This window comes from Lacrimispora amygdalina, from assembly GCF_900205965.1.
GTDB classification, from domain to species: Bacteria; Bacillota; Clostridia; order Lachnospirales; family Lachnospiraceae; genus Lacrimispora; species Lacrimispora amygdalina_A.
Genome location: NZ_OAOF01000008.1, coordinates 149,134 through 173,349, shown reverse-complemented (window position 1 = coordinate 173,349; position 24,216 = coordinate 149,134). Strand labels below are relative to the sequence as shown.

Here is a 24,216-nt window from a genome sequence, read left to right as displayed (position 1 = left end):
AATGAGAATCGAAGAACACCCTATACTGGGAAAACCAGAAGAGAGAAAAGTCATTCCATTTACATACGACGGAACGCCGCTTACTGGTTATGAAGGGGAACCCATTGCCATGGCTCTGGAAGCTGCAGGTATTATGATTCACCGCTATACCAAAAAATACCACCAGCCAAGAGGGATATTCTGCGCGATCGGCCGCTGTACAGACTGTGTCATGGTTGTAGACGGAATTCCCAATGTCAGAACCTGCATTACACCCTTAAAAGAAGGTATGACGGTACAAACCCAGTACGGAGTATCGGCACAGGAGGAATCAATATGAATCGATATGATTTGATCATTATAGGAGCCGGACCTGCAGGTCTGTCTGCCGCCATCAGTGCCGCTAAAAACGGATTGTCTGTCATTGTTTTCGATGAAAATTCCAAACCAGGCGGACAGCTCTTCAAACAGATCCATAAATTCTTCGGCTCAAAAGAACATAAAGCAAAAATAAGAGGCTTTCGAATCGGGGAAGAATTATTGAAAGAAGCAGAGGAACTGAAGGTAACTGTAGTGTTAAATGCAATTGTAACAGGACTTTATCCGGATAAGGAAATTACCGTAAAAACCGGTGAAAAAATCTCCCACTATAAAGGGGATGCAGTAATAGTGGCTACAGGTGCTGCGGAAAATATGGTCCCTTTTGAAGGCTGGACGCTGCCCGGTGTCATCGGAGCCGGCGCTTCCCAGACAATGATGAATTTACATCACATCAAACCGGGAAACCGGGTTCTGATGCTTGGTACCGGAAACGTTGGTCTGGTAGTCAGTTTTCAGCTGCTTCAGGCCGGCTGTCAGATTGCCGCCCTTGTTGATGCAGCTCCCAAAATAGGGGGATATGGAGTACATGCAGCCAAAGTCGCCAGATGCGGTGTTCCCTTTTATCTCTCCCATACTATAATCAAAGCAGAGGGGGAGGACCGGGTCAGGGGAGTTATTATCGGAGAGGTGGATTCTTCCTTTCAGCTGATCCCTGGTACAGAAAAACATTTTGATGTTGATACCATCTGTCTTGCTGTTGGATTATCACCCATGTCACAGCTGCTTCATATGGCAGGCTGCAAGATGCAGGACACTCCGCTTGGATACGTACCAGTCATTGATGATAAAGGCGCTGCCAGTATACCTGGAATCTATGCGGCCGGCGATGTTTCCGGTATTGAAGAGGCAAGCTCTGCCATGATTGAAGGGCGGATCGCCGGAACAGAAGCGGCAAAATATCTGGGCTTTCTTTCAGAAGATGATGCAAGGGAAACAACGGCTGAATTAGAAGCGGCATTAGACCGCTTAAGAAAAGGGATGTTTGCACCAGAAAACCGCGGAAAGAAGATCACCCTCACAGACGAAGGAATTCCTGTCTCAGAAAGTCTTTTAACAAGAGGATACTTGGATGAGGGGGATTTAGACCGTTTCCCCGGAATTGCAAAAGGAAAAGGGATTCATCCAGTCATGGAGTGCACCCAGAACATTCCCTGCAACCCCTGTCAGGAGGCATGTCCCAGAAAATGTATTAAAATCGGAGAAACCATTACTTCTCTTCCAGTCATTGATGAAGAAACATCATGCAGCGGCTGTGGAATGTGCGTTGCTTCCTGTTCCGGGCAGGCAATCTTTCTTTTAAACGAGGAGTACGAACCTGGATATGCTTCTATTACCCTCCCCTACGAATTCCTGCCGCTTCCCGCCGCAGGGGATAAGGGAACTGCCCTGGACCGCAGCGGAAAAGAGGTCTGCCAGGCTGAAATTCTTGAAGTAAAGAGTTTAAAAGCTTTTGATCATACCAATTTACTTACTATGAAGGTTCCACTTGATATGGCAGTAAAGGCGAGATTTTACAGAAGCGGGAGGTATTCTCATGAATAAACGAAATGACAGGCTTATAAATATCGGTCCACTGATTCCCTGTCCGGATGATGATATGATTATCTGCCGCTGTGAGGAAGTGACAAAGGGGGAAATACGAAAAGCGGTTCATGAAGGCATGTATACGTTAACAGAAATACGAAGATATTTAAGGAGCGGAATGGGGCTTTGCCAGGGGCAGACCTGTTCTAAACTGGTAAAATCAATTATAGCCAAAGAACTGGGGCTCACCCCGGGTGATATAGAACCAGCCATTTCCCGTGCCCCCATGCGCCCCATAGAAATGAAGATTCTGAGTAACGACAGGAAGGAGGAGTGATGGAATGAGTAACTGCGCAGATGTAATTATCATAGGCAGTGGGATAATCGGAAATGCAGCAGCTTATTATCTTGCAAAGAAGGGCTGTTCTGTCATCGTCCTGGAAAAAAGCGACCACATAGGAGGCGGCGGTTCTGCCAGAAACGGGGGCGGTGTTCGCCAGTCAGGCCGGGACAAACGGGAACTGCCCCTGGCGATGTACGGAGCTTCAAACCTATGGCCTTTCCTTTCTGAGGAGCTGGGCATGGATGTGGAGTATTACCAGAAAGGTAATTTACGCCTTGGAAAAACAGAGGATCATCTGAAAATACTAAACGGCCTTACTCAGCGTGCGAGTGCCCAGGGCCTGGGAGTTACCATGATTGACGGGAACGAAGCAAAGGAAATATGTCCCTATCTCTCCGATGAGGTAATCGGCGCAAGCTGGTGTCCCACAGATGGGCATGCCAACCCCATGCTGGCAACCCTGGCATATTACAGAAAGGCACGTCAGCTGGGTGTACATTTTATTACGGGCGAAGAGGTTATAGAACTTAAAAAATATAAGGGAAAAGCAAGACAGGTTATTACTAAAAACACCGTGTTTGAAAGCGAGACCATCATACTGGCAGCCGGATACGAAAGCAGGAAAATTGCAGCTTCAGTTGGAATTGATATACCTATGAACCAGGCACTTTTAGAGGTTCTTGTCACGGAAGCGCAGCCGCCCATGTTCTACCAGATGCTGGGTACTGCAATGGCTGATTTCTATGGACACCAAAGTACTCACGGTTCCTTTGTATTCGGAGGTTCCTCCGGATTTGAAGACTTTCCTAAGAGCAGCGGTACTCCTCTGACCAGCAGCCAGACGGCTTCCTGCATCTGCCGCGGTATTATGAAATATTTTCCCTGCCTCTCCGATGCAAAAATCGTCAGAACCTGGGCAGGATTCATTGACGTATGCGCAGACCACGTTCCTGTCATCAGCCACGTGGAGGAAGTTCCCGGACTGATTCTCGCCTGTGCCTTCACCGGTCATGGCTTTGGAATCTCTCCTACGGTAGGAACCATCTTGTCCCAAATGGCCACGGGAGAGGAACCCATCTTAGATATTAAAGATTTCCGGTATGACCGGTTTCATACAAAGATTTAACCCATTGGCAAAGACGTCTTTTAAAAAGATGTCTTTGTTTTTTTCACATCATTGACCGCATAAAAGGAGGAGCTATATGAACAGTAAAAAAATGGGACTGGGAAGTGCAGTTTCCGTATGTGTCGGCTTAATCGTTGCAACCAGCTGTCTGTTATCTCTGGGACTTGGTACAGGTCTTGCCGGAAAAGGCTTTATCATCGCCATGTTCATTGTTGTAATTTTAAATATTCTTCTTGCTTTTTCCTTCCGCGAGCTTCACGGCTTAATGCCCGAGGCCGAGGGCGGACTGGGGCAGTATACACTGGCTGGCCTGGGTCCGGTCCCTTCCATTGTTTCCAATCTTTCCGCCTATGTCATTACTAATATGCTTGCCGGGTCTGTAGAACTGGCCATGTGCGGACTGGTTATTCAGGAAACGTTCTTAAAAGATGTTCCCGTGCTGGTGATCAGCCTGAGTCTGCTTGCATTTTTAACTATTGTCAATTATCTGGGCGTGGATATCTTTGCTAAGATACAGAACTTTACTGTTACAGCACTGATTGGTTCCCTGATACTTCTTGGAATTATTAGTACGTTAAAGTTAGGAGCCGGCACTCCCCTTGCTCCAGGTGCTCAATCTTCCCCTGTTGTAACGGGATTTTCAGGAATCCTCTCCCTCACCGCTTTGGCTTTCTGGATGTTTATAGGAATCGAGTTTGTTATTCCTGTTTCCAAAGATTTAAAAAATCCCAGGCGTGATGTTCCTCTTGCCATGATCCTTGGTGTATGCCTTCTTTTTCTTGTTCAAAGCTTATTAAGCACAGGAATGAGGAATTACGTTTCACTGGAGGAGCTTCGTACCAGCAGCATGCCTCACATTATCTTTGCAGAACGTGTTATGGGAAAGGCCGGCAGTTACTGGATGGGGTTAATCACCATACTGGCTGGAGTCAGCACCATCAATACGGTGCTGGGAAGCGTGACCAGAATTCTAAGCGGTATGTCAGAAGCCGGCTTAATGCCATCTTCTTTCAGCAAAAAAAATAAACAGGGTACTCCCACACCAGGTCTCTTCCTTATGACAGGCGTCATCTCTTTTATCCTGGTGAGCGGTATCGCAAACAGTTCCGGACTAACCAACTTCCTGCTTGCAGCCTCCTGCTTCTGGCTCACCTCTTATATCCTGGTCAATCTTACAGTTCTGATGCTGCGCAGACGTTATCCCAATGCTCCCGGCAGGGATAAACGGCTTACTTTATGGGGAATCCCGCAGATCATCTGCATTATCGGAGATATTTATATGATTTGGAACATTGCAGAGGGGGATGCCCGGATCTTTATTTATAAGATTTACTTTGCACTGCTATTTATTATTTTACTCTTTGCTTTTTTCTGGGTAAAGGTTATTAAAAAAGCCGAAGCATTCCGCCCTGTTTCGTTAGATGAGATTAACGATGTGAAACTGGAAAATCCGGAAGAGGAGGGTCAGACCTCCGCCTCTGTACTGGTTAATTAAAGATTATTTCACAAAAAACGCCTTGACTCTTAATGGTCAAGGCGTTTTCAGTTCTATTCCTTCCAATGGAGATGATGAAGCTCCCCCTGCATGGTCATATGTTCAAATCCATTCTGTCTTAACGCTTCATATAGAACAATGGAAACCGAGTTAGACAAGTTGAGAGAACGAATATCACCCCACATGGGTATTCTCACACAGCGGTCTTCATGTTCTACAAGTATCTCTTCGGGTATTCCCGCACTTTCCTTACCAAACATAAGAAAGCAGTCTGGTTCATATGCTACGTCGGAGTAAACATGGCGTCCCTTTGTGGTGGCCATATAGATTTTTGCCCCCGGATTCCGGTCCAGAAAATCCTGATAATCACTGTATACCGTAACATCCAGCTTGTCCCAATAATCAAGACCAGCCCGTTTAATAAGCTTATCATTCAGTCTAAAGCCTAAAGGCTGAATCAGATGCAGTCTTGTATCCGTTGCTGCACAGGTTCTTCCGATATTTCCCGTATTTGCCGGCATCTCCGGTTCCAATAGTACAATATTCATGATAATTACGCCTTTCCATCCAGTTTCTTAATAAAGCGTTCCATACGGCTTAAAGCTTCTTTTAAGCTTTTTAAGGAGTACGCATAAGAGATACGCAGATACCCTTCTCCGCAGTCTCCAAATGCAGTCCCTGGCACAACCGCCACTTTTTCTTCCATCAAAAGCCGGGTAGCAAATTCATCGGAGGTCATGCCAAACCGTTTGATACTGGGAAATGTATAAAAGGCACCGTTAGGCTCAAAGCATTCAAGCCCCATCTCCTGAAATGCATGCATTAAATAGCGTCTTCTCTGATTATAGGATTCCCGCATGACTCCTACATCCTTATCCCCATCCCGCAGTGCGGCAACTGCCGCATACTGGCTGGTGGTAGGTGCACACATAATGGCAAACTGATGGATCTTTAACATCTGCTCTAAGATCAGTCTGGGCGCAGCGGCATACCCCAGTCTCCAGCCTGTCATTGCATAGGATTTCGAGAAACCGTTAATCAGAACGGTCCGGTCCTTCATCCCCGGAAAAGCTGCAATCGTTGTATGCTCGCCGCCATAGGTCAGTTCTGCATAAATCTCATCTGAGATCACGAACAAATCTTTCTCAAGAATAATCTCTGCTATCTCCTTGAGCTCATCCGCATTCATAACAGCACCTGTGGGATTGTTTGGAAATGGAAGGATCAAAACCTTTGTTTTGGGAGTAATCTTTTCAAGAAGCTTTTCCTTTGTCAGCTTAAACTGGTCCTTCGCCTCCAGATCTATGATGACAGGAACTCCATTGGCAAGTATGGTACAGGGAACATAGGAAACATAGCTGGGCTGAGGAATCAGCACCTCATCACCAGGGTCTAACATGGCACGAAGCGCAATATCAATGGCCTCGCTTCCGCCTACAGTTACCATCACCTCATGATCCGGATCATATGTAACCTCGAAACGGCGGCTTAAATAACTGCAGATTTCCGTCTTAAGCTCCTTTAGTCCGGCATTGGAAGTATAAAAGGTCCGGCCCTTTTCCAGGGAATAAATGCCCTCTTCCCGGATATGCCAGGGTGTATCAAAATCAGGCTCTCCCACACCCAAAGAGATGGCATCCTTCATCTCACTGACAATATCAAAAAATTTACGGATTCCAGAGGATGGAATCCCTGTTATTCGGTCTGATAATGGATTTCTCACGGCGTAATCAACATCCTTTCATCCGGTGTCTCTTCTGCAAGTACCGTCCCATGATCCTTATACTTCTTCAATACAAAATGAGTGGCTGTACTCAATACGGATTCCATCGGAGACAGCTTCTCAGAAACAAACTGAGCCACTGCTCTCATGGTCTTTCCTTCGATAAATACAGTAAAATCAAAAGCTCCTGACATCAGATAAACCGCATTTACTTCGCTGTACTGGTAGATGCGTTCTGCAATCTTGTCAAACCCCATACCTCTTTGGGGCGTAACCTTGACTTCGATCAGCGCCACCACCTTCTCATCGCTGGTATTATCCCAGTTTATCAGAGTGTGATATCCGCAGATGATGTGCTCCTTTTCCATATCAGCGATCTCGTTGGCAATGGCTGCCTCACTTTCACCAAGAAGAACCGCCAGATCCTTTAAATCAATTCTGCTGTTTTTTTCAATAATTGCCAGTATCTTTTCTCTCATATCCTACCTCCGATTCACTTTCTGGATAATCCCTTATAAAGTTCGTCCTTTGCCGGACGGTCAAGATAACCCATGCCGTCTTCATGGACAATAATCCGCTTGATACCATCTGTCACTTTCCCGATGACTTCAGCCTTAATCCCCCGCTCCTTTAAGGCAGATACTAAATCCCCTCCGTTGTCTGCTGTCAGCAGAAAACAGCCTTCCGAGTAAAGGCGGTATGGATTTAAATCAAACCTCTCACAAATCTCTATGGTTTCCTGCTTAACAGGTATTTTGCGAAGTTCAAAGCGAATTCCAGTCATATAGGCTCCGGATAAATCCCAGAGAGCTTTTAATATTCCGCCCTCTTTTACCGGCTCCCATTCCGATGCCCCCAGATCTTTAAATTCTCCCGGTTCATTCACCGGTAATAAAAAATCCCCATTTAAAATCCGGTCAATATATTGCGAGGAGAACCACTGATGCAGTTCTCCTTCTCTTTCTCTTGCTATTTTTACTGTTCCGGCAAAACCTGCATATCCTGCAGCTACAAGATCCTGACCTGGTTTTACCATTCCTGTATTTACACGTTCAATTCGTCTCATCGTCTCTGCTTATACTCCCGGTCCTGCCTGAGGACCGTCCCCTGCATCTTCCCAGCCAGGGCCTGGTACTGCCCCGGTATCAGGTGTCTCCTCCGGCTCTTCGGATGGGTCAGTAACAATCTCAGGAGCTTGTGTCGGCTGTACCGGATCTGCCATTACCGGAGCTGCCGGTCCCACCTTAATAATCGCCTTTGAAGGATTATAGGTATCTGTATGAAGAATCTCCCTGCTCTGCTCTGCGCCATCTACATAAACAATCTTCCAAAGTCTTGATTTAATGCCTCTGTGCGCGGACTGAACCTGCTTTCTGCTGCCAGGCGGCATGGCCGGGTCCATGACCTCTTTGGGTGCACCCGGGTCTGTCACGCTAAGTGTCTCTGAAACAAATTCAAAGGTGCGGTTTAAAGGTCTGGTTTCTTTACCATATATGGTAAAGGTAAGAGTACTTCCGGAAGTATAACCCTCTACATAGATAGGGGTGCTGTAATTGTTGGTAAACTTAATATCTTTATAGGTTCCGGCAATAGCCGCATCTTCTGATGGTTTTACATAGCCTACTACCATGGAATGATTCTGCCTCTGGCTGATCTCTAACTCCGCACGGAGTGCCGCATTATATATTGTGGTGGCAATCTGGCACACTCCGCCTCCAACACTGTCGACTACCTGCCCGTTCTCATATGCAGATGCTGTGGCATATCCATTGCCTACCGTAAAGGGGTGCATACATTCATATCCGGACAAAGTCTCTCCTGGCATCAGCACATGACCATTAATTTTTCCCGACCCCACCTGCAGGTTCTTTCTCCTTGAGGAACCACTGGAGGAAAAGTTCGTGGAAAAGGTCCCCAGTACATCCTGTATTGTGGACAAATCTTCCGTTGTAATGGCAGGTTTTACCTCTGCTATAACTGCATTGACTGTAACCGGATCTTTTAAGCCGTTGGCAAATGCCGCATTCAGCTCCTGCTTCGTAGCTTCCACATCTACTGTTTTTCCAATAACAGAGGGTGTGACTGTAAATGCTCCGTTCTGACGGACGATGGACGCATTCTTTGGTTCTGTAACTGCAGGTGCACACTTTTCAGATACAAATGATGCTAACCTCCCGTCATCCAGAGAGGTTTCCAAAGGAATGATCACAGGATTGTGCTCAATGTCCTTTTTATTGAAATACCGTTTTAATAAATTCCCCCCCTGCCAGGAGGATGCTGCCTGGGCAACTGCTTCCGGATTGCTCCAATGAAATCCCAGATCCTTCGCTGTCGTCTCCACCGGCTGTCCATCCACAACCAGTGTAATCTTCTGGTTTTCCATCTCATTAACCAGGCTCTGAATTTTCTGCCCGGCTTCTTCCTCTGTCAAACCGCCCAGATTATAATCTCCCACATAGATCCCGTCGGGGAGCGTATCAGCCATTACGTATGCTGGTGAGAATAGTCCGATTCCCACTGTCAGTATGGAGGCTGCCAGGCATATGGACAAAGTTCTTTTTTTCATATTCATTCCTCTTACTCTATTGTTCCGCTTGGCGGTTTTCCAATAAAAACTATCCCATAAAGCTAAACATCATGGGAAGTACCATTGCTATGATCAGTAAAATTACGACTACGATTAAAGCGATTGACATTAACTTCTTATTGTTCTTATTATTAAAATTAATCATTTTGTATCACCTCTCTTATATTCTTCCATATTGTGCTATGATCCTATCCGTGATTCTTGATATTTCATTTCTGGATAAATGATCCAATTGCACAGATAAAGTTATTTTATGATATTTTAATAAATCCTGCAAGTGTTCTTTTTGTCTCTTTGACGCTGGCTGCTCTTTTTTTACCTTGTAAATCAGCCCAGTTGAACCAAAAGCTTCCGGTTCCGTCTGACCGTACTTAAGTTTCATTGACTGATAGAGTTCATGTGCTGCGATAGCATCAGACAGCGCCCGGTGGCTTTGTTTCATTTCTATCCCGAAATACAGGCAGGAGTCCAGAAGATTTTTGGGTCTGTCTTCCGGTATAAATTTCCTTGCAAGCTTTAATGTATCGACTCCCTGCCGTTCAAAACCAAATCCTTTATTTACTGCTGCGCGTTTTAAAAAACTATAATCAAATATAATGTGATGTCCCAGAATGGGAAGATCCCCTGCAAAATCAAGGAACCGGCTGATTACCGTTTCGATTCCTTCTGCCGTCTTAAGCTGCCCATCTGAGATTCCGGTCAGGGAAGTTACACGTTCTTCCAGGCTGCGGTAGGGATTTACAAAACTCTCAAATGTATCACCTGCCCCATCCTCCGTTACCCGCACTGCTCCGATTTCAATAATTTTATCCCGTTTGGGGTCCAGACCAGTCGTTTCTAAATCCACAGCAACATAAGATGATATCACGTCCCGTTCTTCCTTTCCTCTCATTCCCCTGTTACAGCACTGGGGCACAGCTTACTTAAGAAGCAGTCTCTGCATTTGGGATTTCTTGCAATGCAGATGGATCTTCCCAGCGTGATAATCTGAATGTTCCATAGAATCCAATGGTCCTTTGGCAAAATCTCCATCAGTTCATATTCAATTTTTTCCGGATCATCTGCTTTGGCAAAGCCCAGTTTTTTTGAAATCCGTTTTACATGTGTATCAACCACGATACTTGGTTCAAAATAAATATTTCCCAATATGACATTCGCTGTTTTTCTTCCCACTCCCGCAAGACTTGTTAACTCTTCCATGGTCCGGGGAACTTCACCGCCAAACTTTTCCATCAGATCCGTACAGCAGGATATTATATTTTTGGCCTTCATATGATAAAAGCCAAGAGAATGGATATCCTGCTCCAGCTCTTTTAAATCAGCCTTTGCAAACTTTTCCGGAGAGTCATACTTTTTAAATAAATCTGCAGTTACCATATTGACTCTGGCATCGGTACACTGGGCGCTTAAAATAACAGCAATTAACAGCTGCCATGGTGTCTCATGGTTTAAATAACAGATATATTCCGTTCCATATTCCCTGTCAAGAGCCTCTAAAACTTTGGTTACTCTGGCTCTTTTCTCTGCTTTTGTCTCTTTTTTAGCCATTATCTCCTCCATATACCAAGCTCATGGACAGCCGCATTATGGGAGAGAGCATCTCTCTTCTTATAATCAAAAAGAACAGCTCTTCCGTCATGAAATACCTCCAAATGGGCCATCTTAATCAGCTGTCTGGCTTCAAATCCCTCATAACCTTCATTCAGAAACCGGCGTGAAACCGCTTCATCAGCAAAAAATGCCTTAATCTGATCCTTATAAGGCTCCTGATCAGCAGAAAAACCAGGACGGCTTTTCAGGTTTTCCCTCAAATATAAGTCATATACCAGAAGATCCCTGTAATAAAGCTGTCTTTGGGGAATCCGAAGGCTGATAAACCGGTCTAATATCTCATACCTCGCCATCCGGCTGTGACTCACCTTTGACAATTCCTGTTTATCATAATATTCAGCCAGTGCTTCAAACATATCAAATGGTGTATCAAATTCCCGGCAAAATTCTTCCATGGTAGCCCGAAACTGTCCGCTGTTACCGTACACCTCCAGCATCTCTTCCAGTCTCTTTAATTTTAAAACCTCTCCATAGGCCAGCCATCTGGTAGACAGCACTTCATAGGGAGGCTTTTCCTTATAACGGATCTCATAATCGTCCGCTTTTTGTGACAGATAGGATCCCTTTAACACCTTTAAAAATCCAAGCTGAAGCTGCTCCGGTTTCATATCATATACCTGGTTAAAGGAACGCCGGAAGCTGTCATAATCTTCAAACGGAAGTCCTGCAATCAGGTCCAGATGCTGGTGAATGGTTCCATAGCTGTTTATGATCTCCACATTCTTTCTTAATATGGACAGATCCATACTCCGGCGGATCTCCCGGATCGTGTTCTCATTGGTACTCTGCACTCCGATCTCCAGCTGGATCAGCCCCGGTCTCATACGGGACATCAGCTGCAATTCCTCCTGATCCAGTAAATCTGCAGAGATTTCAAAATGAAAGTTCGTCACACCATTATCGTGTTCAATTAGATACTCCCAGATGCGATACGAATGGTCCCGTCTGCAGTTAAAGGTCCTGTCTACAAATTTCACCTGCGAAACCTTCTTTTGCAGGAAAAATTCCAGTTCTTTTAATACCAGATCCGTATCACGGAACCGGACAGATTTATCTACAGAGGACAGACAATAACTGCAGGAGAACGGACATCCGCGGCTGCTTTCATAATAAACAATCCGATTTTCAAACCCGGCCATATCCTGATACAGAAATGGAATTGCATTTAAATCAACCGCTGTTTTTAAAGGATTGACAACCGGTCTGCCGTCTAACCCCCGTATGGCAGTTCCCTCTGTTTCCGGAAAGGAATTTTTATCCCAGTCTTCCCTTCCTCTCTGCCTGTTAAGATAGCAGCGAATCACCTTTTTAAAGGTTTCTTCCCCTTCTCCCATCATAATGCCGAAAACATTGGGCTCTTCCTCTAAGATCCGGGCTGCATCGTAAGACACCTCAGGACCTCCCAGCCAGATCTCCACATCAGGGAGAACTTTCGGAAGGTCCCGTACCAGTTCTAAAATATAGGAAATATTCCAGATGTAGCAGGAGAATCCCACTGCATCTGGTTTTCTTCTATAAATATCGCTCAATATCTCATCCATCTGATTGTTAATGGTATATTCGCCGATTTCTATCTGTAATCTTCCGTCACTTAGCTCCGGTTCTTTCAGCCAGGCCTGAGTATACGCCTTTAAACTGTAAATGCCTGGGTTGGAGTGAATGTATTTGGCATTTAACGCCGCCAGTAAGAACTTCATATTAAACCTCAATCTCTATTTTTCTGCCAGATGGCTGATATTGGTAATACCGGACTCCTGCTGCATTGAGCATTCGCTTGGATGCATTCACTGCCGGTGTTCCCGCATACTTGTCCGACCCGTAAACAATTGTCTTAATTCCGGACTGTATAATCGCCTTTGCACATTCATTACACGGAAACAATGTTACATAAAGCTTAGAGCCTTCCAGGCTCCCACCCCTGTAATTAAGAATAGCATTTAATTCACTGTGAGTGGAATAGAAATATTTGGCATTATAGGGATCATCTGCCTCATTCTCTCTTTCCCAGGGAAATTCATCATCGGAACAGCCCATTGGAAAACCGTTATAACCCATGGATAAAATCTTATTATCCTGACTGACGATACAGGCTCCCACCTGTGTACTTGGATCTTTGGACCGTTTTCCCGATAAAACAGCGACTCCCATAAAATATTCATCCCAGGTAATATAATCTTCTCTTTTTCCAGTCATCTTTCCTGCGCCTCCTTATCAAACCTGAATAATGTGATATCCTGCTGCCTTCGTAAGCCTGTTCATGATTGCCTGTCCCAGATGATTACTGGAAAAGCTTTCAGAAAATATATAGTCTGCATTTAAATCATCAAATTCCCTTAATACTGCGTATAAATTGTGGGCAATGGACTCCTCATGTATACGGCTTCCAATGCTCCTGACCATGCCCTGTGGGTATAAATTCAAAGTTTCATCCGTACAGATTACACCTACCCGGCATCCTGCTTCCTGTTTTTCCTGTACCAGTTTATTAATGGCGGCTGCCACAGCATCTTCAATGCCTTCCACCAGTGTAAGATCTGCTTTAGGGGCATAATGCTTATACTTCATACCAGGCGCTTTAGGCCTTACATCTGCCTTTAATGGGCCTGAAGTGATAGCAGGGTCCAGAAAGATCTCTTTTCCCAGCACTGCAGATGCCATCTCCCGGGTAACCGCACCAGGCCGTAGTATCATGGGTTCCTCCCCTGAAACATCAATAATTGTGGATTCCACACCGATTCCCACAGCACCGCCATCCACAATCATCTGTATCTTTCCGTTCATGTCCTGCCAGACATGGTCTGCAGTCGTAGGGCTTGGACGTCCTGAAGTATTGGCACTGGGAGCTGCTATGGGAACTCCTGCCAGACGGATCAGAGCGCTTGCTGCGGGATCTGCAGGCATACGGACTGCCACTGTATCAAGTCCACCGGTGGTTCCATAGGGGACCAGAGCACTTTTTGGAAAAATCAGGGTCAGGGGTCCAGGCCAGAATGCTTCCATAAGTTTTCTTCCAGTCTCCGGAACCTCTGCTACCAGAGGAAGAAGATCATCAAAATCTGCAATATGAGCAATGAGAGGGTTGTCCGATGGTCTTCCCTTTGCTTCATAAATCTTTTTTGCCGCCTCTTCGTTTAGAGCATTGGCCCCAAGACCGTAGACAGTTTCCGTAGGAAAAGCAACAAGACCGCCCTCCCGCAATATTTTCGCCGGTTCTCTAAGCTGCTCTAAATCCGGATGCTCTTTGTCTTTTAATATAATTCGTTTTGTATTCATATCTCTTCGCTCTTTTCTTTTCACTTCCATTTATCATATCACAGCGTACACGCTCATGCAATGCTTTTACCCCCTGCAAACAGGGCTTTCCAGGACCTTCGGAAATAGCAGTTGTAAGTTTTTCTTATCAATGATACCATATTAGCAGTATATGTTGGAAGAGGAGAATAATATGGAACTGATTATACCCCAAAACTATGATCCCAGGCTCTCTGTCAGAGAAACTCAGGAAGCGATTAAATACATAAGGGATACCTTTCAAAAAGAGCTTGGCAGGGAAATGAACTTAGAGCGCATATCCGCCCCCTTATTTGTGGAGCGAAGCAGCGGACTCAATGATAATTTAAACGGAGTAGAACGTCCGGTACAGTTTGATCTTTCCGGGGTCCCCGGTGAAACCATGGAAGTTGTACACTCCCTGGCCAAATGGAAACGGATGGCACTTCATGAATACGGATTTCAGCCGGGTGAAGGACTTTATACCAATATGAACGCCATCCGCAGAGACGAGGATCTGGATAATCTTCACTCCTGTTATGTGGACCAGTGGGATTGGGAAAAGGTAATTACAAGGGAAGAAAGAAACGAAAATACTTTAAAAGAAACTGTGAAAATTATTTTTAAGATCATCAAGCACATGGAGCATGAAGTCTGGTATAAATATCCCCAGGCAGTCAAGCAGCTTCCTGATGATATCAAATTCATTACCTCCCAGGAGCTGGAGGATCTCTATCCGGATCTGACACCAAAGGAGCGTGAAAATAACATAACAAAAGAGCACGGCTGTGTCTTTCTCATGAAAATCGGGGATAAATTAGGCAGCGGTAAACCTCATGACGGCAGAGCACCGGATTACGATGACTGGCAGCTGAATGGAGACATTCTTTTCTGGTTTGAACATTTAAACTGTGCACTTGAGATCTCAAGCATGGGAATACGTGTAGATGAAACAGCCCTGAAGGAGCAGTTAAAGAAAGCGGGATGCGAGGACCGTAAAGAACTTCCCTACCACAAAATGCTCCTAAACGGGGAACTCCCCTATACCATTGGCGGCGGAATCGGACAGTCCCGCCTCTGCATGCTTTTATTAGACCGCGCGCACGTCGGAGAAGTCCAGGCCAGCATCTGGCCCGCAGACATGCGAAAAGAGTGCAGGAAGAACAATATAATTCTTCTTTAATTTTACATAGGAAGTGGTTAGAATGAACGTATTTCTTTGTGATGACCAGGCAGAGTTTATGCATGGATTTGCAAATGATCTGGAAGGATATTTCCGTAACAGGGAACTATCCTTCCATTTTACCGGTGCCACAGAAGTTTCATTGTTAACATGGATTATGTTGTTCGTTTTGACAGAATGGATCTCCATCTTTCAAACGGAGAATCGATTCCAGTCAGCAAACGAAAATACCAGGAATTTTCCAAAGCCTTCTTAAAACACATCAAAAAGGAGGGCTTGTTATAATTCTTCTCATTTTTACAGCTTACATAAATTATCGTTTTTTCAACAGAATGCTGAAATGCCGGTATCATAAGTTTTTAACACTTATTGGTGTTGCTGTCTTTTCTGAAATCTCCAGTTTTATCAACATTAATCTGGGACTTTACCGCATTTTTCCACAGGAACTGTTTTATTTTCTTACTTCACTGTTGATGATCTGGATCTTATTCCAGTCCAGCACAGGGAAAAAGTTGATGACAGCTATTTTCACTGACGGACTGGGGTATACGTGCAATTTTGTTTTTCTTCCTTTGATTCAATATATCAGTAAATATATGATCGTCGGAACTGCATTCCATGATTTTGCATACCGGCTGTGTGATGTTTTAACCATCCTTCTTTACTCCGCTATACTGGAATGGGTGGGAAGGAAATACTCCAATCTTCATGGTGAGATCTCGATGGCTGAGAATCTGTTCCTTTTGATTTTATGTTTTTTTACCAGACAGACCGTTATTAACTATGGCTGGAGCCAGTTTCAGCATAACAACACTCTGATTTCAAATTTAGCCTCTACTGCAGTGGCGGCCGGCGGCATTTCGCTCATTATCTTCTCCGCCTACTATGCTGACCGGAAACTGAGTCTGCTGCTTGCAAATGAGAAAAACATAATACTGGAAAAGCGGATTGCAGCATGGCAGGGAGAAGAAAAACAACTGGCTGGCTTTCGTCATGATTTTAAAAACCACATGTTATGTTTAAAAAATCTCCTCTCAATGAATAAAAATCAGGAAGCCATAAAGTACCTGGATTGTATAACCGGAACCGTTAATTCTTTTTATCCGGATTATTCTTCGGGAAATGCTTATGCAGATGCGGTCATACGGGAAAAACTTGCTCTTGCGCGCACCTGGGGCATCCGCATGGAAACGGATCTCATCTTCCCCGCCTCTGATCTGATTGATCCTGCTGACCTGTGTATAATTTTAAGCAATGCACTGGACAACGCACTGGAAGCCTGCAGGAAATCAAACTGTCAGACTGATGTCCCGATTATAAATGCCTCCTTCTGTGTCCAAAGCTCTTTTTTGATAATTGAAATAACAAATCCGATTCCTTATAACCGGAAGCTTAAAACCACCCTCTTACCTTCAACAATAGAAGAGTCTCATCTCCACGGAATTGGTCTGTCCAATATTCGTGATGCCGTAGAACGCTGCCATGGTACTCTGGAACTGTCAATTTCGGAAGAGATATTTCATTTCTTCGTAATGCTCCCCCTTTTCCCACTTTCCATCTAATCAAAAACCGTTTATACCAGGATCTTTACCGTTTACGCTTTTATGATTATATCAACTATGTATCTGCCGAATAAATAATCAGAATACAGGGAATGAAATGTATATTGGTAAAATGGAAACTCAGACAGCAAAACTAAATGCTGCTTCGATCAATCGCTCCGCTCATAAGAAACATCAGGCGCTCTATGGAAAAAATAAGGTGAAGGAACAGACCGATAATGTGAAAATTACACCTGCCGGAAAAAAACAAAGTATGCTGAAGCAGCTGATGAATCAGAAGCAGTTTATTCTGGAAAAAAAACAGGCAATGCTGGATTCTGCCCAGACAAACGGCGCAGACAGCATGAATGAAAAGCTGAAAGAATATGAGAAGCAACTAAAAGCAATTGACGACCAGATAGCACAATTACAGACCGACGAACCGGATGATGCAAAATCCGTTTCTAATGACCAGACCGGTACTATCTATAAAAAACCAAGATCCAAAGAAGAAGCACAGTCAGAACAGTTAAATGAGATAACAAAATTATCAGCCGGAGTGTCCCAGGCAGAGATAATCTCTTCAGCCAAAGACCATATTGACGGAAAGATAAAAGTCTTGAAAAGTGAGATTGAATCCGGTAATGGGAACACGAAACAGAAAATCGAAGATGTGGGCAGGCTGCAAAACCAGTCTGATGAACTGGCCACACAGAAGTCTGAAAAAATAGGTGAAATAAATACTGCCGTTACCACTCAGACTGAAGCCGGGGAATACGAAACAGAAGCAGATAGTTGATAAGTATTTTTTTAGACAAAAAAAGCGGGGTGCTACAAAACCATTAGTTTTGCAACACCCCCTTCCCGTATTATCCTCTATCTGTCATTTAAATAATTCATGATTCCCATATGAATGGTATACGCCACCCGGTCCTGATAATCCTCAGTATTCAAAAGTGCCGCTTCTTTGGAATTTGTTAAGAATCCGCATTCCACTATTACAATCGGCGTCCTTACATGCAGCAGCAGATAATAGTTATCATTCGGCTTTGCAAGCCTGGTATTCTTCTCTCCCATCAGGAAATCAAACCGTTTTTGTATAATTTCGGCAAGCTTTTTACCTTTTTCCGATTTTTTATAATAAAACACCTGTCCCCCTGAGATCTCCTCCTGATGATAACTGTTTTGATGAATACTCACTGTCAGCGCAGGTTTGACATCATTAATAATATCGCATCGCTTTGTCATATCTGCCATCTTTTTTCTGCTGTCTTTGGCTGAGTAAAGCCCATTATCGTTATCTCTTGTCAGAACAACATCCACATCTGATGCTTCCAGATATTTTTTCAGCTTCATAGCGATCTTCAGATTAATATCTTTTTCCAGGGTGCCGTCAATACCGATTTTTCCAGGATCATTTCCACCATGCCCTGCATCAATTGCTACCACCGGTCTTTTCTTTCCCGCAGAAGCGGCGTTATTTACTGCTGCCAGCTTACCCGCATGACTTGATATGACATAAACCAATATCAGTAAAATCACCGCCATAAACGGTTCCCATTTTTTTAATTTCACACTCTTTACCCGATTCACATTCTTATTGAATTATACTTTTTGGTGAATTAAAAAAGAACCGGTACAAACGACTTTCCTTTATTTAACACTTAATGTATTATAATCTCGGGCTCCGTCGGCAGTGATCCACTCCAGATACTGGGATAAAATACTGGGATAGCCTTCATTCTGCCACAACTTATACCCCTGTTTTGCCATGACCTTCTCACGGATATCAGCTACTTTTCCTTCAAAGCACGCACTATTCAGCTCAGCATACACCTTCGCCATCATGTCCTTTTGATATTCATTCAGACCCTGCACGGAATTTAGTCCTTTCAGCTCATCCTGAGCCTGATTATAAAATACCTTGTTCAGATATTTTTTTCCATACTCGCTGAAATTTAAAAGATTTTTATCCGTGTTTCCTGTTTTTTCTGCCCAGGCTTTCATATCCAGAGTTTTGGTATGATATTCGAAGGTTCCTTTCTCTCCATACTCCAATACCCCGTACAGGCAGGGCGGTGTGGAAAGTGAACCTGTCACAATCTCATAAATTCCGGAATCATCATGTGATCTTTTATAATGCTGGACATGAAGATGTCCGCTTAAAAATAATGGAACCTCCCAGCTCTCCAGCTGATCAATGAGCTGCTCGCTGTGTTCAATGGTACAATCCTGAAGATAGACTTCACTTTCATCAAGCAGATTGTGATGCGCCACTGGAATGACATTCATATCCAGATTCCAGGCTTCCTCCATCTGTTCTTCAATCCAGCTGTATGTATCATCTTTTATCATGCCGCCTACCAGATTTTTGGGATCATACTGGCAGCTGTCAAGCATCAATGCCCTGGTCTTATCATTAATCTGGTATATATAGCTTAAAGAGGAAGGATCCCTGCTGACCGCCTCACTATAACCAAATTCATCATAAATCTCTTCAAATTCTTCCGGCGTAATGCTATCCGTACTGATAATGGACTCTCCTTCAAATCGGGAGGCTTCAGGATTATTAATATCGTGGTTTCCCGGAATGACGATAACGGGAATGCCTGCTTCCTCAATGGACTCCAGCTTCCCAGCCAGCTCTAAATGGCTCTCCCTTTCCCCGTTATAAGTTAAATCTCCCTCTAATATTACAACATCCGGTTTTTCCGCCTTCACTTCTTCAATAAATGCATCGGTAATTTCCCAAATATACTTCATCACTTTTCCATCTCCGTGATCAGCCGTATATTCATAGCTTTTCTGCATGTCGGTTAAATCCCTGGCCAGATAATGAATATCCGTAGCAACCACAATTCTGGCGGTTTCTTCTTCCGGCTCATTCGGTTGTTCTGGAATTGATGCCTCAGTTGTCTTTGGAGTCTCTGCTGCAGAAGAAGCCGGAACCTCTGTAACTGTTGTCTCTGGCTGCACCGTACTCTCTTCCTGCGTAGTTTCTGGCAATTCTTTTTTTAAAGAACAGCCGGAGGACACACATATGGCTGCCGTCAATGCTGCCAATAATACCCACTTTTTCATAACCTGACCTTCCTGCTTATCCCTTTCCTATGTTATTCCTGATCCAGCCGGACTTCTTCCCATAAATCAGCCGGCTCAAATCCCAGCTTCCAGCATGCCACGCCAGCCAGATCGTATTGACGGATCAGATTCATCTTAAGCCCGATGGAACGTTCCTCTTCAAGCCATACGGCCTTTTTGCCTTCTTGTGTCTGAAGTTCGCCATAATACTGGCCCAATTCCTCCTGCCAGTACAGCTTTACATCATTTTTCCTGACCCATTCCCTGGCATTTGCTATTCCTATGGAAGATGACGAAGTTTTACCATCTGTTCCTTCTGTCCATATTCTGGTATAGAATGGAATTGCATTTATGACCTTTTCCTTTGGCACCTCTTTAAGAGTACCCTTAATTCCATTTTCCACATACTGAATGGATGAAACAGAACCTGCTTCTCCTCCCGCATAATGCTCATCATACCCCATGATAATCACGTAGTCAGCCACGATTCCCTGTTCCTTTCGATTATAAAATTCATTCCCTGGGACAGGGACATAATTATCCACGGAAAGGACGAGTCCATTCTCCCTGCAAGGGATAGACAACTCCCTGATAAACTGTATATAATGAGGCCCTGCTTCTTCTTTAATGCCTTCAAAATCCAGGTTAATCCCATCAAATCCATAGGTCTTAGCCTCTGCCATCAACGCATCAATCAGCTTCTTTCTGGTAGATGTTTTTGACATCAGTATCTCGGTATTTACATCAGAACTGAAATTATTAATAAGTGCCCATACTTTTAATCCTTTTTTATGAGCCTTTTTCACATATTCCGCATCTGCCAGTGATCGAAAACCGCCTTCATTATCGGTTAGTTCATACCATGTGGGAGAGATAACGTTAACACCGGCTGTGTTGGCTATAAGACTGTCAAAAGTAGCATTCCCGTCTGCTTTCGTCATCTGGTGCCACACCAGACAGACGGGCTGGTCCATGGTTGTGTTCTTATAAACCGGCTTTTCAAAGGAACTTACAGATGCCTCTTTCTGACTTTTTCCAAGACGTCTGCCTTCAACATACCCAATGAAACCATCTTCTGTCCGGATCTTAACCCATTTATTCATAGATTCCAGAACCGTCACTCTGCTTCCCGGTAGAATGTGAGTTGTGACCGGACTCTTTATTCCCCCTTTGATACGTACATTGCCGCTTTTCATAACCGGAGCCCGTTCTTTATCCGTCCAGTTATTGTTAATAAACACTCGCTTATATTGGGAGGCATCATACGCGGTAAATTCAGCATCTGTATAATTGGCCACAAGTCCCATTGATAAATATACATCATCTTCCCGAATCTGTATCAGGGAATTTCCGGTAGCTCCCCTTGTATCAGAATTTGCATAAACTATGGAATCAGGCAGGGCATATACCAGCAGCTTCTCGTTACTGTCCCAGTAAAAGCGCTCATTTAACATCTCATTGATCCATCGGATCGGAAGATATGTCTGGCCATCTATAAAAAGACCTTTGGTTTCCTGAAGATTATCATTTAAATAAACTGCAACTTCATCACCTGTTACTCCAAAAAACTCAGTCAAATCCGCCTGCTCACTGGATGGAATATACTGTTCCAGAAACCGGCTTCCAACAAAACCGGCAACGACCAGTAAAATCAATCCCAGTGCCACCACAACCGGCACCGCTTTCTTCTTCATCTGTTTTCCTCCTGATTATGGATCGTATCTTCTGAACTTAACTCTTTAATATCCCCTAGATTATATCATACTTCTTTATTTTTGGAATTTACATTTTCATTACATTCTGATCCCCAATCCCTCCCTGGCGCGCATAAATTGATTCTCTCAGGGCTGAAGATGGAATCCGTACGCGCCCCTGATGGCATTTCCCCGAAGATTACCGGTTGTAGACACGGTCAAACCGGATTTCCTGCAGCTTACCGGTTACCTCATCGGGAACGTAATCTGCCATATAAAAGCTGTCATCCTCCCTTATCTCAAATATTTTTTCCCAGTCTGTCTCAGGAAGTTCCTCTCCGTCAATCACAATGGATACTCCTTTGTTCCTGTATCGTTTCAGTCCTTCCAGATACTGGGTTCTTTTCCCCTCTTTCCAAATACTACTATCTTCTTTATTCATATTCACCTGACCCCGTTTTTTCTTTCGTACTGTTTAAAATAAGTGTTCGTAAAAGCGTATGGTCTCAGCGGTGACAGAAAATGGGTCGGTTGCAAGTGGAATTCTTCTGACAGGATTCCTCAGTTTTTTTTCCAGATTCTTTCTTGCCTCCTCACTTCCAAATGATACCAGAGTATCCCAGCCTTTATCCGCTTTCCTCTCTCTTCTTACAAAATCCAGAAACTCGTTTATCTGCCACTCGCTCAGACTTCCGATCAAAAATTGCCTGCCGCACCTGTAAAACTCTTCCAGATTTCCCTCCTTTACAGTCCCATAATCCACAATCACAGCCTGATAATCAGACTTTTTACACAACAGCAGTGTGTCTATTCCCGCTTTTTCAAAATAGTCTGTCTCCAGAATCCGAAATGAATTATCTCCCTGTTTTTTACCGGAACAGGCAGTTTTCATAGATCCAAAAGCGCTGTGACAGTTCCATTCCAATACCGCACACCTCAATCGTTTCACACCGCATAAATATCCGGCTGTCATAATTGCAAAGTGTGTTACCCCTGTGCCTCTGCCGGTACCAATGATGCCAATAAATTCCGGCACTCTTCTCCGTTTAAAAGGAATCCATGAATTCCATGATCCTCTTACCCTTAATTTCATAAGGTATACTCCTCTCCATACAGCTCTACCTGGACCTGCATTTGCGAGTCATGCTTCTGACCCAGTTCAGAAACCGTTTTTTTATACTTTTCTTCCTGTTCCCGGTTAATATTACATTAATTAAAGCCTGATAAAATGCTTCCGTTTCATCACGGACAGTGAACGGGTCTGAGAAAAAAGGAGCCCGGAAAAGAAAAGAGGGTTTTACACCTTTTGGCAGAAAAAGTTTCGCCCCGGCAGAGCTATGGTTGAATATGACTGCATAGGGTATTTTAGATTTCATAACTGCTTCTACAGCATCACAGGCACGGGAACTGCTCCAGATACTGGCATCACACACCAGAATCAGTGCATCCGGTGCCATGCCAACCGCCTGGCACAGATTCTCTCCCCAATCCAGGAGACGCACGCCAAATGGCGGATCTTTTAATTTCACCCCTGGGCCGTAGTATGGTTTTATAATCAGATTTCTGTAATGCAGCAGTCCGTAACTGTCGCGTTTTGCTTTTGTGAATTCAGAAAGGCCGGTACCCATAAATGAGTCCAGTTTTTCTTCTAATAAGTTGGGATATCCCTGATTTCTAAGGTAGACAGACAGGCCGATACCGATGTGGGTTGTTCCTGCCCCAGATTTGCTCCCGGAAAGAGCAATTGTAAGAGATGATGTTTCCAGACGTTTTTTTGCATCCGTTCCAGTATCTTTTAACAGACAAAGCTGTTCCATAAGTTCCTGTGCCGTTTGGAACCTGTTTTCTTTCTCTTTGCATACGCATTGGCTGATAACGGCCAAAAGGCCGGAATCCATTGACTGGTCTGTCTGATAAGGCAGTACTGGAAATTTTCCGGTGTACAGATAATTAAGGACCGCACCAATGGAAAAAATATCCGTTCTCTCATCAAGCACTCCATTTGTCGTGTATTGCTCCGGTGCGGCGCATCCCACCGTACCATACCGTTCTCCCGGCTGATTAGCCTCTTTCAAACAAGCTGCCAGTCCGAAGTCGATCAGTTTAATGGTATCATGGCATAATAACAGGTTCTTCGGCTGTAAATCCAAATGTAATATAGGGGTTGTTCCTGCGAGATGCAGGTAATTAATGATGCTGGCAAGCTGAATTCCATAAAATACGGTCAGCTCCCGCGATAGATGACCCTGTCTTTTTACAAGATCATATAAAGAATCTCCTTCCAGATACTCTTCAATCAGATAACTATAATATTCGTCTTCTTCTACGTCATAAATTATGGGAATTCCAGGATGGCGCAGTTCCTTTAAGATCAATGCCTCGCGCCTGAATTGTTCATAATCGAGAAAGCTTTTGGATACCCGCTTAATTGCCCTGTATTCCTCAAGCCCAAGATGAACCGCCAGAAAAACAGTACCTTCCCGACCGGTTCCCAAGATGCCGCATAGCTGATATTTACCAAACAGAACGGTGCTTACGAAAATCACCTCCTTATGTCTGTCCAATATCATCTCCTGGAAAATATTGTAATATAAGATCAATTATTTTTCAACTATTTTATAGTTTTTTAACAAAAAAACACCCATCTTTCGACTGGTGCTATGATCTATATGGATAAT

At 44.1% G+C, this 24,216-nt stretch carries 25 protein-coding genes; 9 read left to right on the top strand and 16 right to left on the bottom strand.

Translation table 11 applies throughout. The annotated features are described in order from the left end of the window. Position 1 precedes the first annotated feature (1 nt). The 5 genes from CRO04_RS13005 to CRO04_RS12985 all read left to right on the top strand — a co-directional run bounded on the left by CRO04_RS13005 (position 2) and on the right by CRO04_RS12985 (position 4,848). Positions 2-319 carry a (2Fe-2S)-binding protein gene (locus CRO04_RS13005; RefSeq protein ID WP_097004680.1) on the top strand — a complete coding sequence of 106 codons (318 nt, stop codon included), beginning with the start codon at positions 2-4 and terminating at the stop codon, positions 317-319. Then, positions 316-1,902 carry an FAD-dependent oxidoreductase gene (locus CRO04_RS13000; protein WP_097004679.1) on the top strand — a complete coding sequence of 529 codons (1,587 nt, stop codon included), beginning with the start codon at positions 316-318 and terminating at the stop codon, positions 1,900-1,902. Before CRO04_RS13005 ends, CRO04_RS13000 begins: the two co-directional genes overlap by 4 nt. After that, a complete protein-coding gene (locus CRO04_RS12995) occupies positions 1,895-2,221 on the top strand; it encodes a (2Fe-2S)-binding protein (protein ID WP_097004678.1) in 327 nt (108 codons plus the stop codon). Before CRO04_RS13000 ends, CRO04_RS12995 begins: the two co-directional genes overlap by 8 nt. 4 nt (positions 2,222-2,225) lie before the next feature. Further along, the gene (locus CRO04_RS12990; RefSeq protein WP_097004677.1) at positions 2,226-3,353 is read left to right on the top strand and encodes an NAD(P)/FAD-dependent oxidoreductase; all 1,128 of its coding nucleotides are present in this window, start codon (positions 2,226-2,228) and stop codon (positions 3,351-3,353) included. A gap of 76 nt (positions 3,354-3,429) precedes the next feature. Continuing rightward, the gene (locus CRO04_RS12985) at positions 3,430-4,848 is read left to right on the top strand and encodes an APC family permease (RefSeq protein ID WP_097004676.1); all 1,419 of its coding nucleotides are present in this window, start codon (positions 3,430-3,432) and stop codon (positions 4,846-4,848) included. Positions 4,849-4,901: 53 nt separating this feature from the next. On the opposite strand, the gene trmL is transcribed toward CRO04_RS12985, so the two are convergent. From trmL to CRO04_RS12930, 10 genes are all read right to left on the bottom strand, one after another. Continuing rightward, the gene (trmL, locus tag CRO04_RS12980; protein ID WP_207654449.1) at positions 4,902-5,399 is read right to left on the bottom strand and encodes a tRNA (uridine(34)/cytosine(34)/5-carboxymethylaminomethyluridine(34)-2'-O)-methyltransferase TrmL; all 498 of its coding nucleotides are present in this window, start codon (positions 5,397-5,399) and stop codon (positions 4,902-4,904) included. Between the two features lie 2 nt (positions 5,400-5,401). Next, positions 5,402-6,571, bottom strand: a complete 1,170-nt coding sequence (locus tag CRO04_RS12975) for an aminotransferase class I/II-fold pyridoxal phosphate-dependent enzyme (protein WP_097004674.1) — start codon at positions 6,569-6,571, stop codon at positions 5,402-5,404. After that, a complete protein-coding gene (locus CRO04_RS12970) occupies positions 6,568-7,050 on the bottom strand; it encodes an Lrp/AsnC family transcriptional regulator (RefSeq protein WP_097004673.1) in 483 nt (160 codons plus the stop codon). The genes CRO04_RS12975 and CRO04_RS12970 overlap by 4 nt, the downstream gene beginning before the upstream one ends. A 14-nt stretch (positions 7,051-7,064) precedes the next feature. Continuing rightward, a complete protein-coding gene (locus CRO04_RS12965) occupies positions 7,065-7,637 on the bottom strand; it encodes an AIR synthase-related protein (protein WP_097004672.1) in 573 nt (190 codons plus the stop codon). A 9-nt stretch (positions 7,638-7,646) separates the two neighbouring features. Beyond that, on the bottom strand, positions 7,647-9,137 hold the full coding sequence (locus CRO04_RS12960) for a VanW family protein (protein WP_097004671.1): 1,491 nt from the start codon (positions 9,135-9,137) through the stop codon (positions 7,647-7,649). Positions 9,138-9,318: 181 nt separating this feature from the next. Next, positions 9,319-10,026: a PolC-type DNA polymerase III gene (locus CRO04_RS12950; RefSeq protein ID WP_097004717.1), complete on the bottom strand. Its 708-nt coding sequence runs from the start codon at positions 10,024-10,026 to the stop codon at positions 9,319-9,321. A gap of 20 nt (positions 10,027-10,046) precedes the next feature. Further along, the gene (gene nth / locus CRO04_RS12945) at positions 10,047-10,706 is read right to left on the bottom strand and encodes an endonuclease III (protein ID WP_097004669.1); all 660 of its coding nucleotides are present in this window, start codon (positions 10,704-10,706) and stop codon (positions 10,047-10,049) included. After that, positions 10,706-12,466, bottom strand: coding sequence for a B12-binding domain-containing radical SAM protein (locus CRO04_RS12940; protein ID WP_097004668.1), 1,761 nt, complete (start codon positions 12,464-12,466; stop codon positions 10,706-10,708). Before CRO04_RS12940 ends, nth begins: the two co-directional genes overlap by 1 nt. 1 nt (position 12,467) lies before the next feature. Then, positions 12,468-12,962 carry a deoxycytidylate deaminase gene (locus CRO04_RS12935; RefSeq protein ID WP_097004667.1) on the bottom strand — a complete coding sequence of 165 codons (495 nt, stop codon included), beginning with the start codon at positions 12,960-12,962 and terminating at the stop codon, positions 12,468-12,470. Between the two features lie 18 nt (positions 12,963-12,980). Then, on the bottom strand, positions 12,981-14,042 hold the full coding sequence (locus CRO04_RS12930; protein WP_097004666.1) for an L-threonylcarbamoyladenylate synthase: 1,062 nt from the start codon (positions 14,040-14,042) through the stop codon (positions 12,981-12,983). Between the two features lie 172 nt (positions 14,043-14,214). Here CRO04_RS12930 and asnA point away from each other — a divergent pair, with 172 nt between their 5' ends. From asnA to CRO04_RS12910, 4 genes are all read left to right on the top strand, one after another. Continuing rightward, positions 14,215-15,222 (top strand): aspartate--ammonia ligase, encoded by a 1,008-nt coding sequence (asnA, locus tag CRO04_RS12925; protein ID WP_097004665.1) that lies wholly within the window; start codon positions 14,215-14,217, stop codon positions 15,220-15,222. A gap of 150 nt (positions 15,223-15,372) precedes the next feature. After that, positions 15,373-15,507 (top strand): hypothetical protein, encoded by a 135-nt coding sequence (locus tag CRO04_RS27470; protein ID WP_097004664.1) that lies wholly within the window; start codon positions 15,373-15,375, stop codon positions 15,505-15,507. Positions 15,508-15,737: 230 nt separating this feature from the next. After that, entirely contained in the window at positions 15,738-16,784 is a 1,047-nt protein-coding gene (locus CRO04_RS12915) for a sensor histidine kinase (protein WP_166432552.1), read from the top strand. 97 nt (positions 16,785-16,881) lie between these two features. After that, complete coding sequence (locus CRO04_RS12910) at positions 16,882-17,562, top strand: hypothetical protein (protein WP_097004662.1); 681 nt, start codon at positions 16,882-16,884, stop codon at positions 17,560-17,562. 77 nt (positions 17,563-17,639) lie between these two features. On the opposite strand, the gene CRO04_RS12905 is transcribed toward CRO04_RS12910, so the two are convergent. From CRO04_RS12905 to CRO04_RS12880, 6 genes are all read right to left on the bottom strand, one after another. Continuing rightward, positions 17,640-18,311 (bottom strand): N-acetylmuramoyl-L-alanine amidase, encoded by a 672-nt coding sequence (locus tag CRO04_RS12905; RefSeq protein WP_330400847.1) that lies wholly within the window; start codon positions 18,309-18,311, stop codon positions 17,640-17,642. 105 nt (positions 18,312-18,416) lie between these two features. Continuing rightward, the gene (locus CRO04_RS12900; protein ID WP_097004660.1) at positions 18,417-19,844 is read right to left on the bottom strand and encodes a metallophosphoesterase; all 1,428 of its coding nucleotides are present in this window, start codon (positions 19,842-19,844) and stop codon (positions 18,417-18,419) included. A gap of 32 nt (positions 19,845-19,876) precedes the next feature. Then, positions 19,877-21,538 (bottom strand): glycosyl hydrolase family 18 protein, encoded by a 1,662-nt coding sequence (locus CRO04_RS12895; RefSeq protein WP_097004659.1) that lies wholly within the window; start codon positions 21,536-21,538, stop codon positions 19,877-19,879. Between the two features lie 199 nt (positions 21,539-21,737). Next, positions 21,738-21,980, bottom strand: coding sequence for a hypothetical protein (locus CRO04_RS12890; protein WP_097004658.1), 243 nt, complete (start codon positions 21,978-21,980; stop codon positions 21,738-21,740). Positions 21,981-22,013: 33 nt separating this feature from the next. Next, a complete protein-coding gene (locus tag CRO04_RS12885) occupies positions 22,014-22,631 on the bottom strand; it encodes a hypothetical protein (RefSeq protein ID WP_097004657.1) in 618 nt (205 codons plus the stop codon). Positions 22,632-22,656: 25 nt separating this feature from the next. Continuing rightward, positions 22,657-24,102 (bottom strand): serine/threonine protein kinase, encoded by a 1,446-nt coding sequence (locus CRO04_RS12880; RefSeq protein ID WP_242974472.1) that lies wholly within the window; start codon positions 24,100-24,102, stop codon positions 22,657-22,659. Between the last annotated feature and the right edge of the window lie 114 nt (positions 24,103-24,216).

Bases quoted from the DNA above. Each gene is read 5' to 3' on its own strand.
- CRO04_RS13005 (WP_097004680.1), top strand. From the start codon at position 2: ATGAGAATCGAAGAACACCCTATACTGGGAAAACCAGAAGAGAGAAAA.
- CRO04_RS13000 (WP_097004679.1), top strand. From the start codon at position 316: ATGAATCGATATGATTTGATCATTATAGGAGCCGGACCTGCAGGTCTG.
- CRO04_RS12995 (WP_097004678.1), top strand. From the start codon at position 1,895: ATGAATAAACGAAATGACAGGCTTATAAATATCGGTCCACTGATTCCC.
- CRO04_RS12990 (WP_097004677.1), top strand. From the start codon at position 2,226: ATGAGTAACTGCGCAGATGTAATTATCATAGGCAGTGGGATAATCGGA.
- CRO04_RS12985 (WP_097004676.1), top strand. From the start codon at position 3,430: ATGAACAGTAAAAAAATGGGACTGGGAAGTGCAGTTTCCGTATGTGTC.
- CRO04_RS12970 (WP_097004673.1), bottom strand. From the start codon at position 7,050: ATGAGAGAAAAGATACTGGCAATTATTGAAAAAAACAGCAGAATTGAT.
- CRO04_RS12965 (WP_097004672.1), bottom strand. From the start codon at position 7,637: ATGAGACGAATTGAACGTGTAAATACAGGAATGGTAAAACCAGGTCAG.
- CRO04_RS12960 (WP_097004671.1), bottom strand. From the start codon at position 9,137: ATGAAAAAAAGAACTTTGTCCATATGCCTGGCAGCCTCCATACTGACA.
- nth (WP_097004669.1), bottom strand. From the start codon at position 10,706: ATGGCTAAAAAAGAGACAAAAGCAGAGAAAAGAGCCAGAGTAACCAAA.
- CRO04_RS12940 (WP_097004668.1), bottom strand. From the start codon at position 12,466: ATGAAGTTCTTACTGGCGGCGTTAAATGCCAAATACATTCACTCCAAC.
- CRO04_RS12935 (WP_097004667.1), bottom strand. From the start codon at position 12,962: ATGACTGGAAAAAGAGAAGATTATATTACCTGGGATGAATATTTTATG.
- CRO04_RS12930 (WP_097004666.1), bottom strand. From the start codon at position 14,042: ATGAATACAAAACGAATTATATTAAAAGACAAAGAGCATCCGGATTTA.
- asnA (WP_097004665.1), top strand. From the start codon at position 14,215: ATGGAACTGATTATACCCCAAAACTATGATCCCAGGCTCTCTGTCAGA.
- CRO04_RS27470 (WP_097004664.1), top strand. From the start codon at position 15,373: ATGGATTATGTTGTTCGTTTTGACAGAATGGATCTCCATCTTTCAAAC.
- CRO04_RS12915 (WP_166432552.1), top strand. From the start codon at position 15,738: ATGACAGCTATTTTCACTGACGGACTGGGGTATACGTGCAATTTTGTT.
- CRO04_RS12910 (WP_097004662.1), top strand. From the start codon at position 16,882: ATGTATATTGGTAAAATGGAAACTCAGACAGCAAAACTAAATGCTGCT.
- CRO04_RS12905 (WP_330400847.1), bottom strand. From the start codon at position 18,311: ATGGCGGTGATTTTACTGATATTGGTTTATGTCATATCAAGTCATGCG.
- CRO04_RS12900 (WP_097004660.1), bottom strand. From the start codon at position 19,844: ATGAAAAAGTGGGTATTATTGGCAGCATTGACGGCAGCCATATGTGTG.
- CRO04_RS12895 (WP_097004659.1), bottom strand. From the start codon at position 21,538: ATGAAGAAGAAAGCGGTGCCGGTTGTGGTGGCACTGGGATTGATTTTA.
- CRO04_RS12890 (WP_097004658.1), bottom strand. From the start codon at position 21,980: ATGAATAAAGAAGATAGTAGTATTTGGAAAGAGGGGAAAAGAACCCAG.
- CRO04_RS12885 (WP_097004657.1), bottom strand. From the start codon at position 22,631: ATGAAATTAAGGGTAAGAGGATCATGGAATTCATGGATTCCTTTTAAA.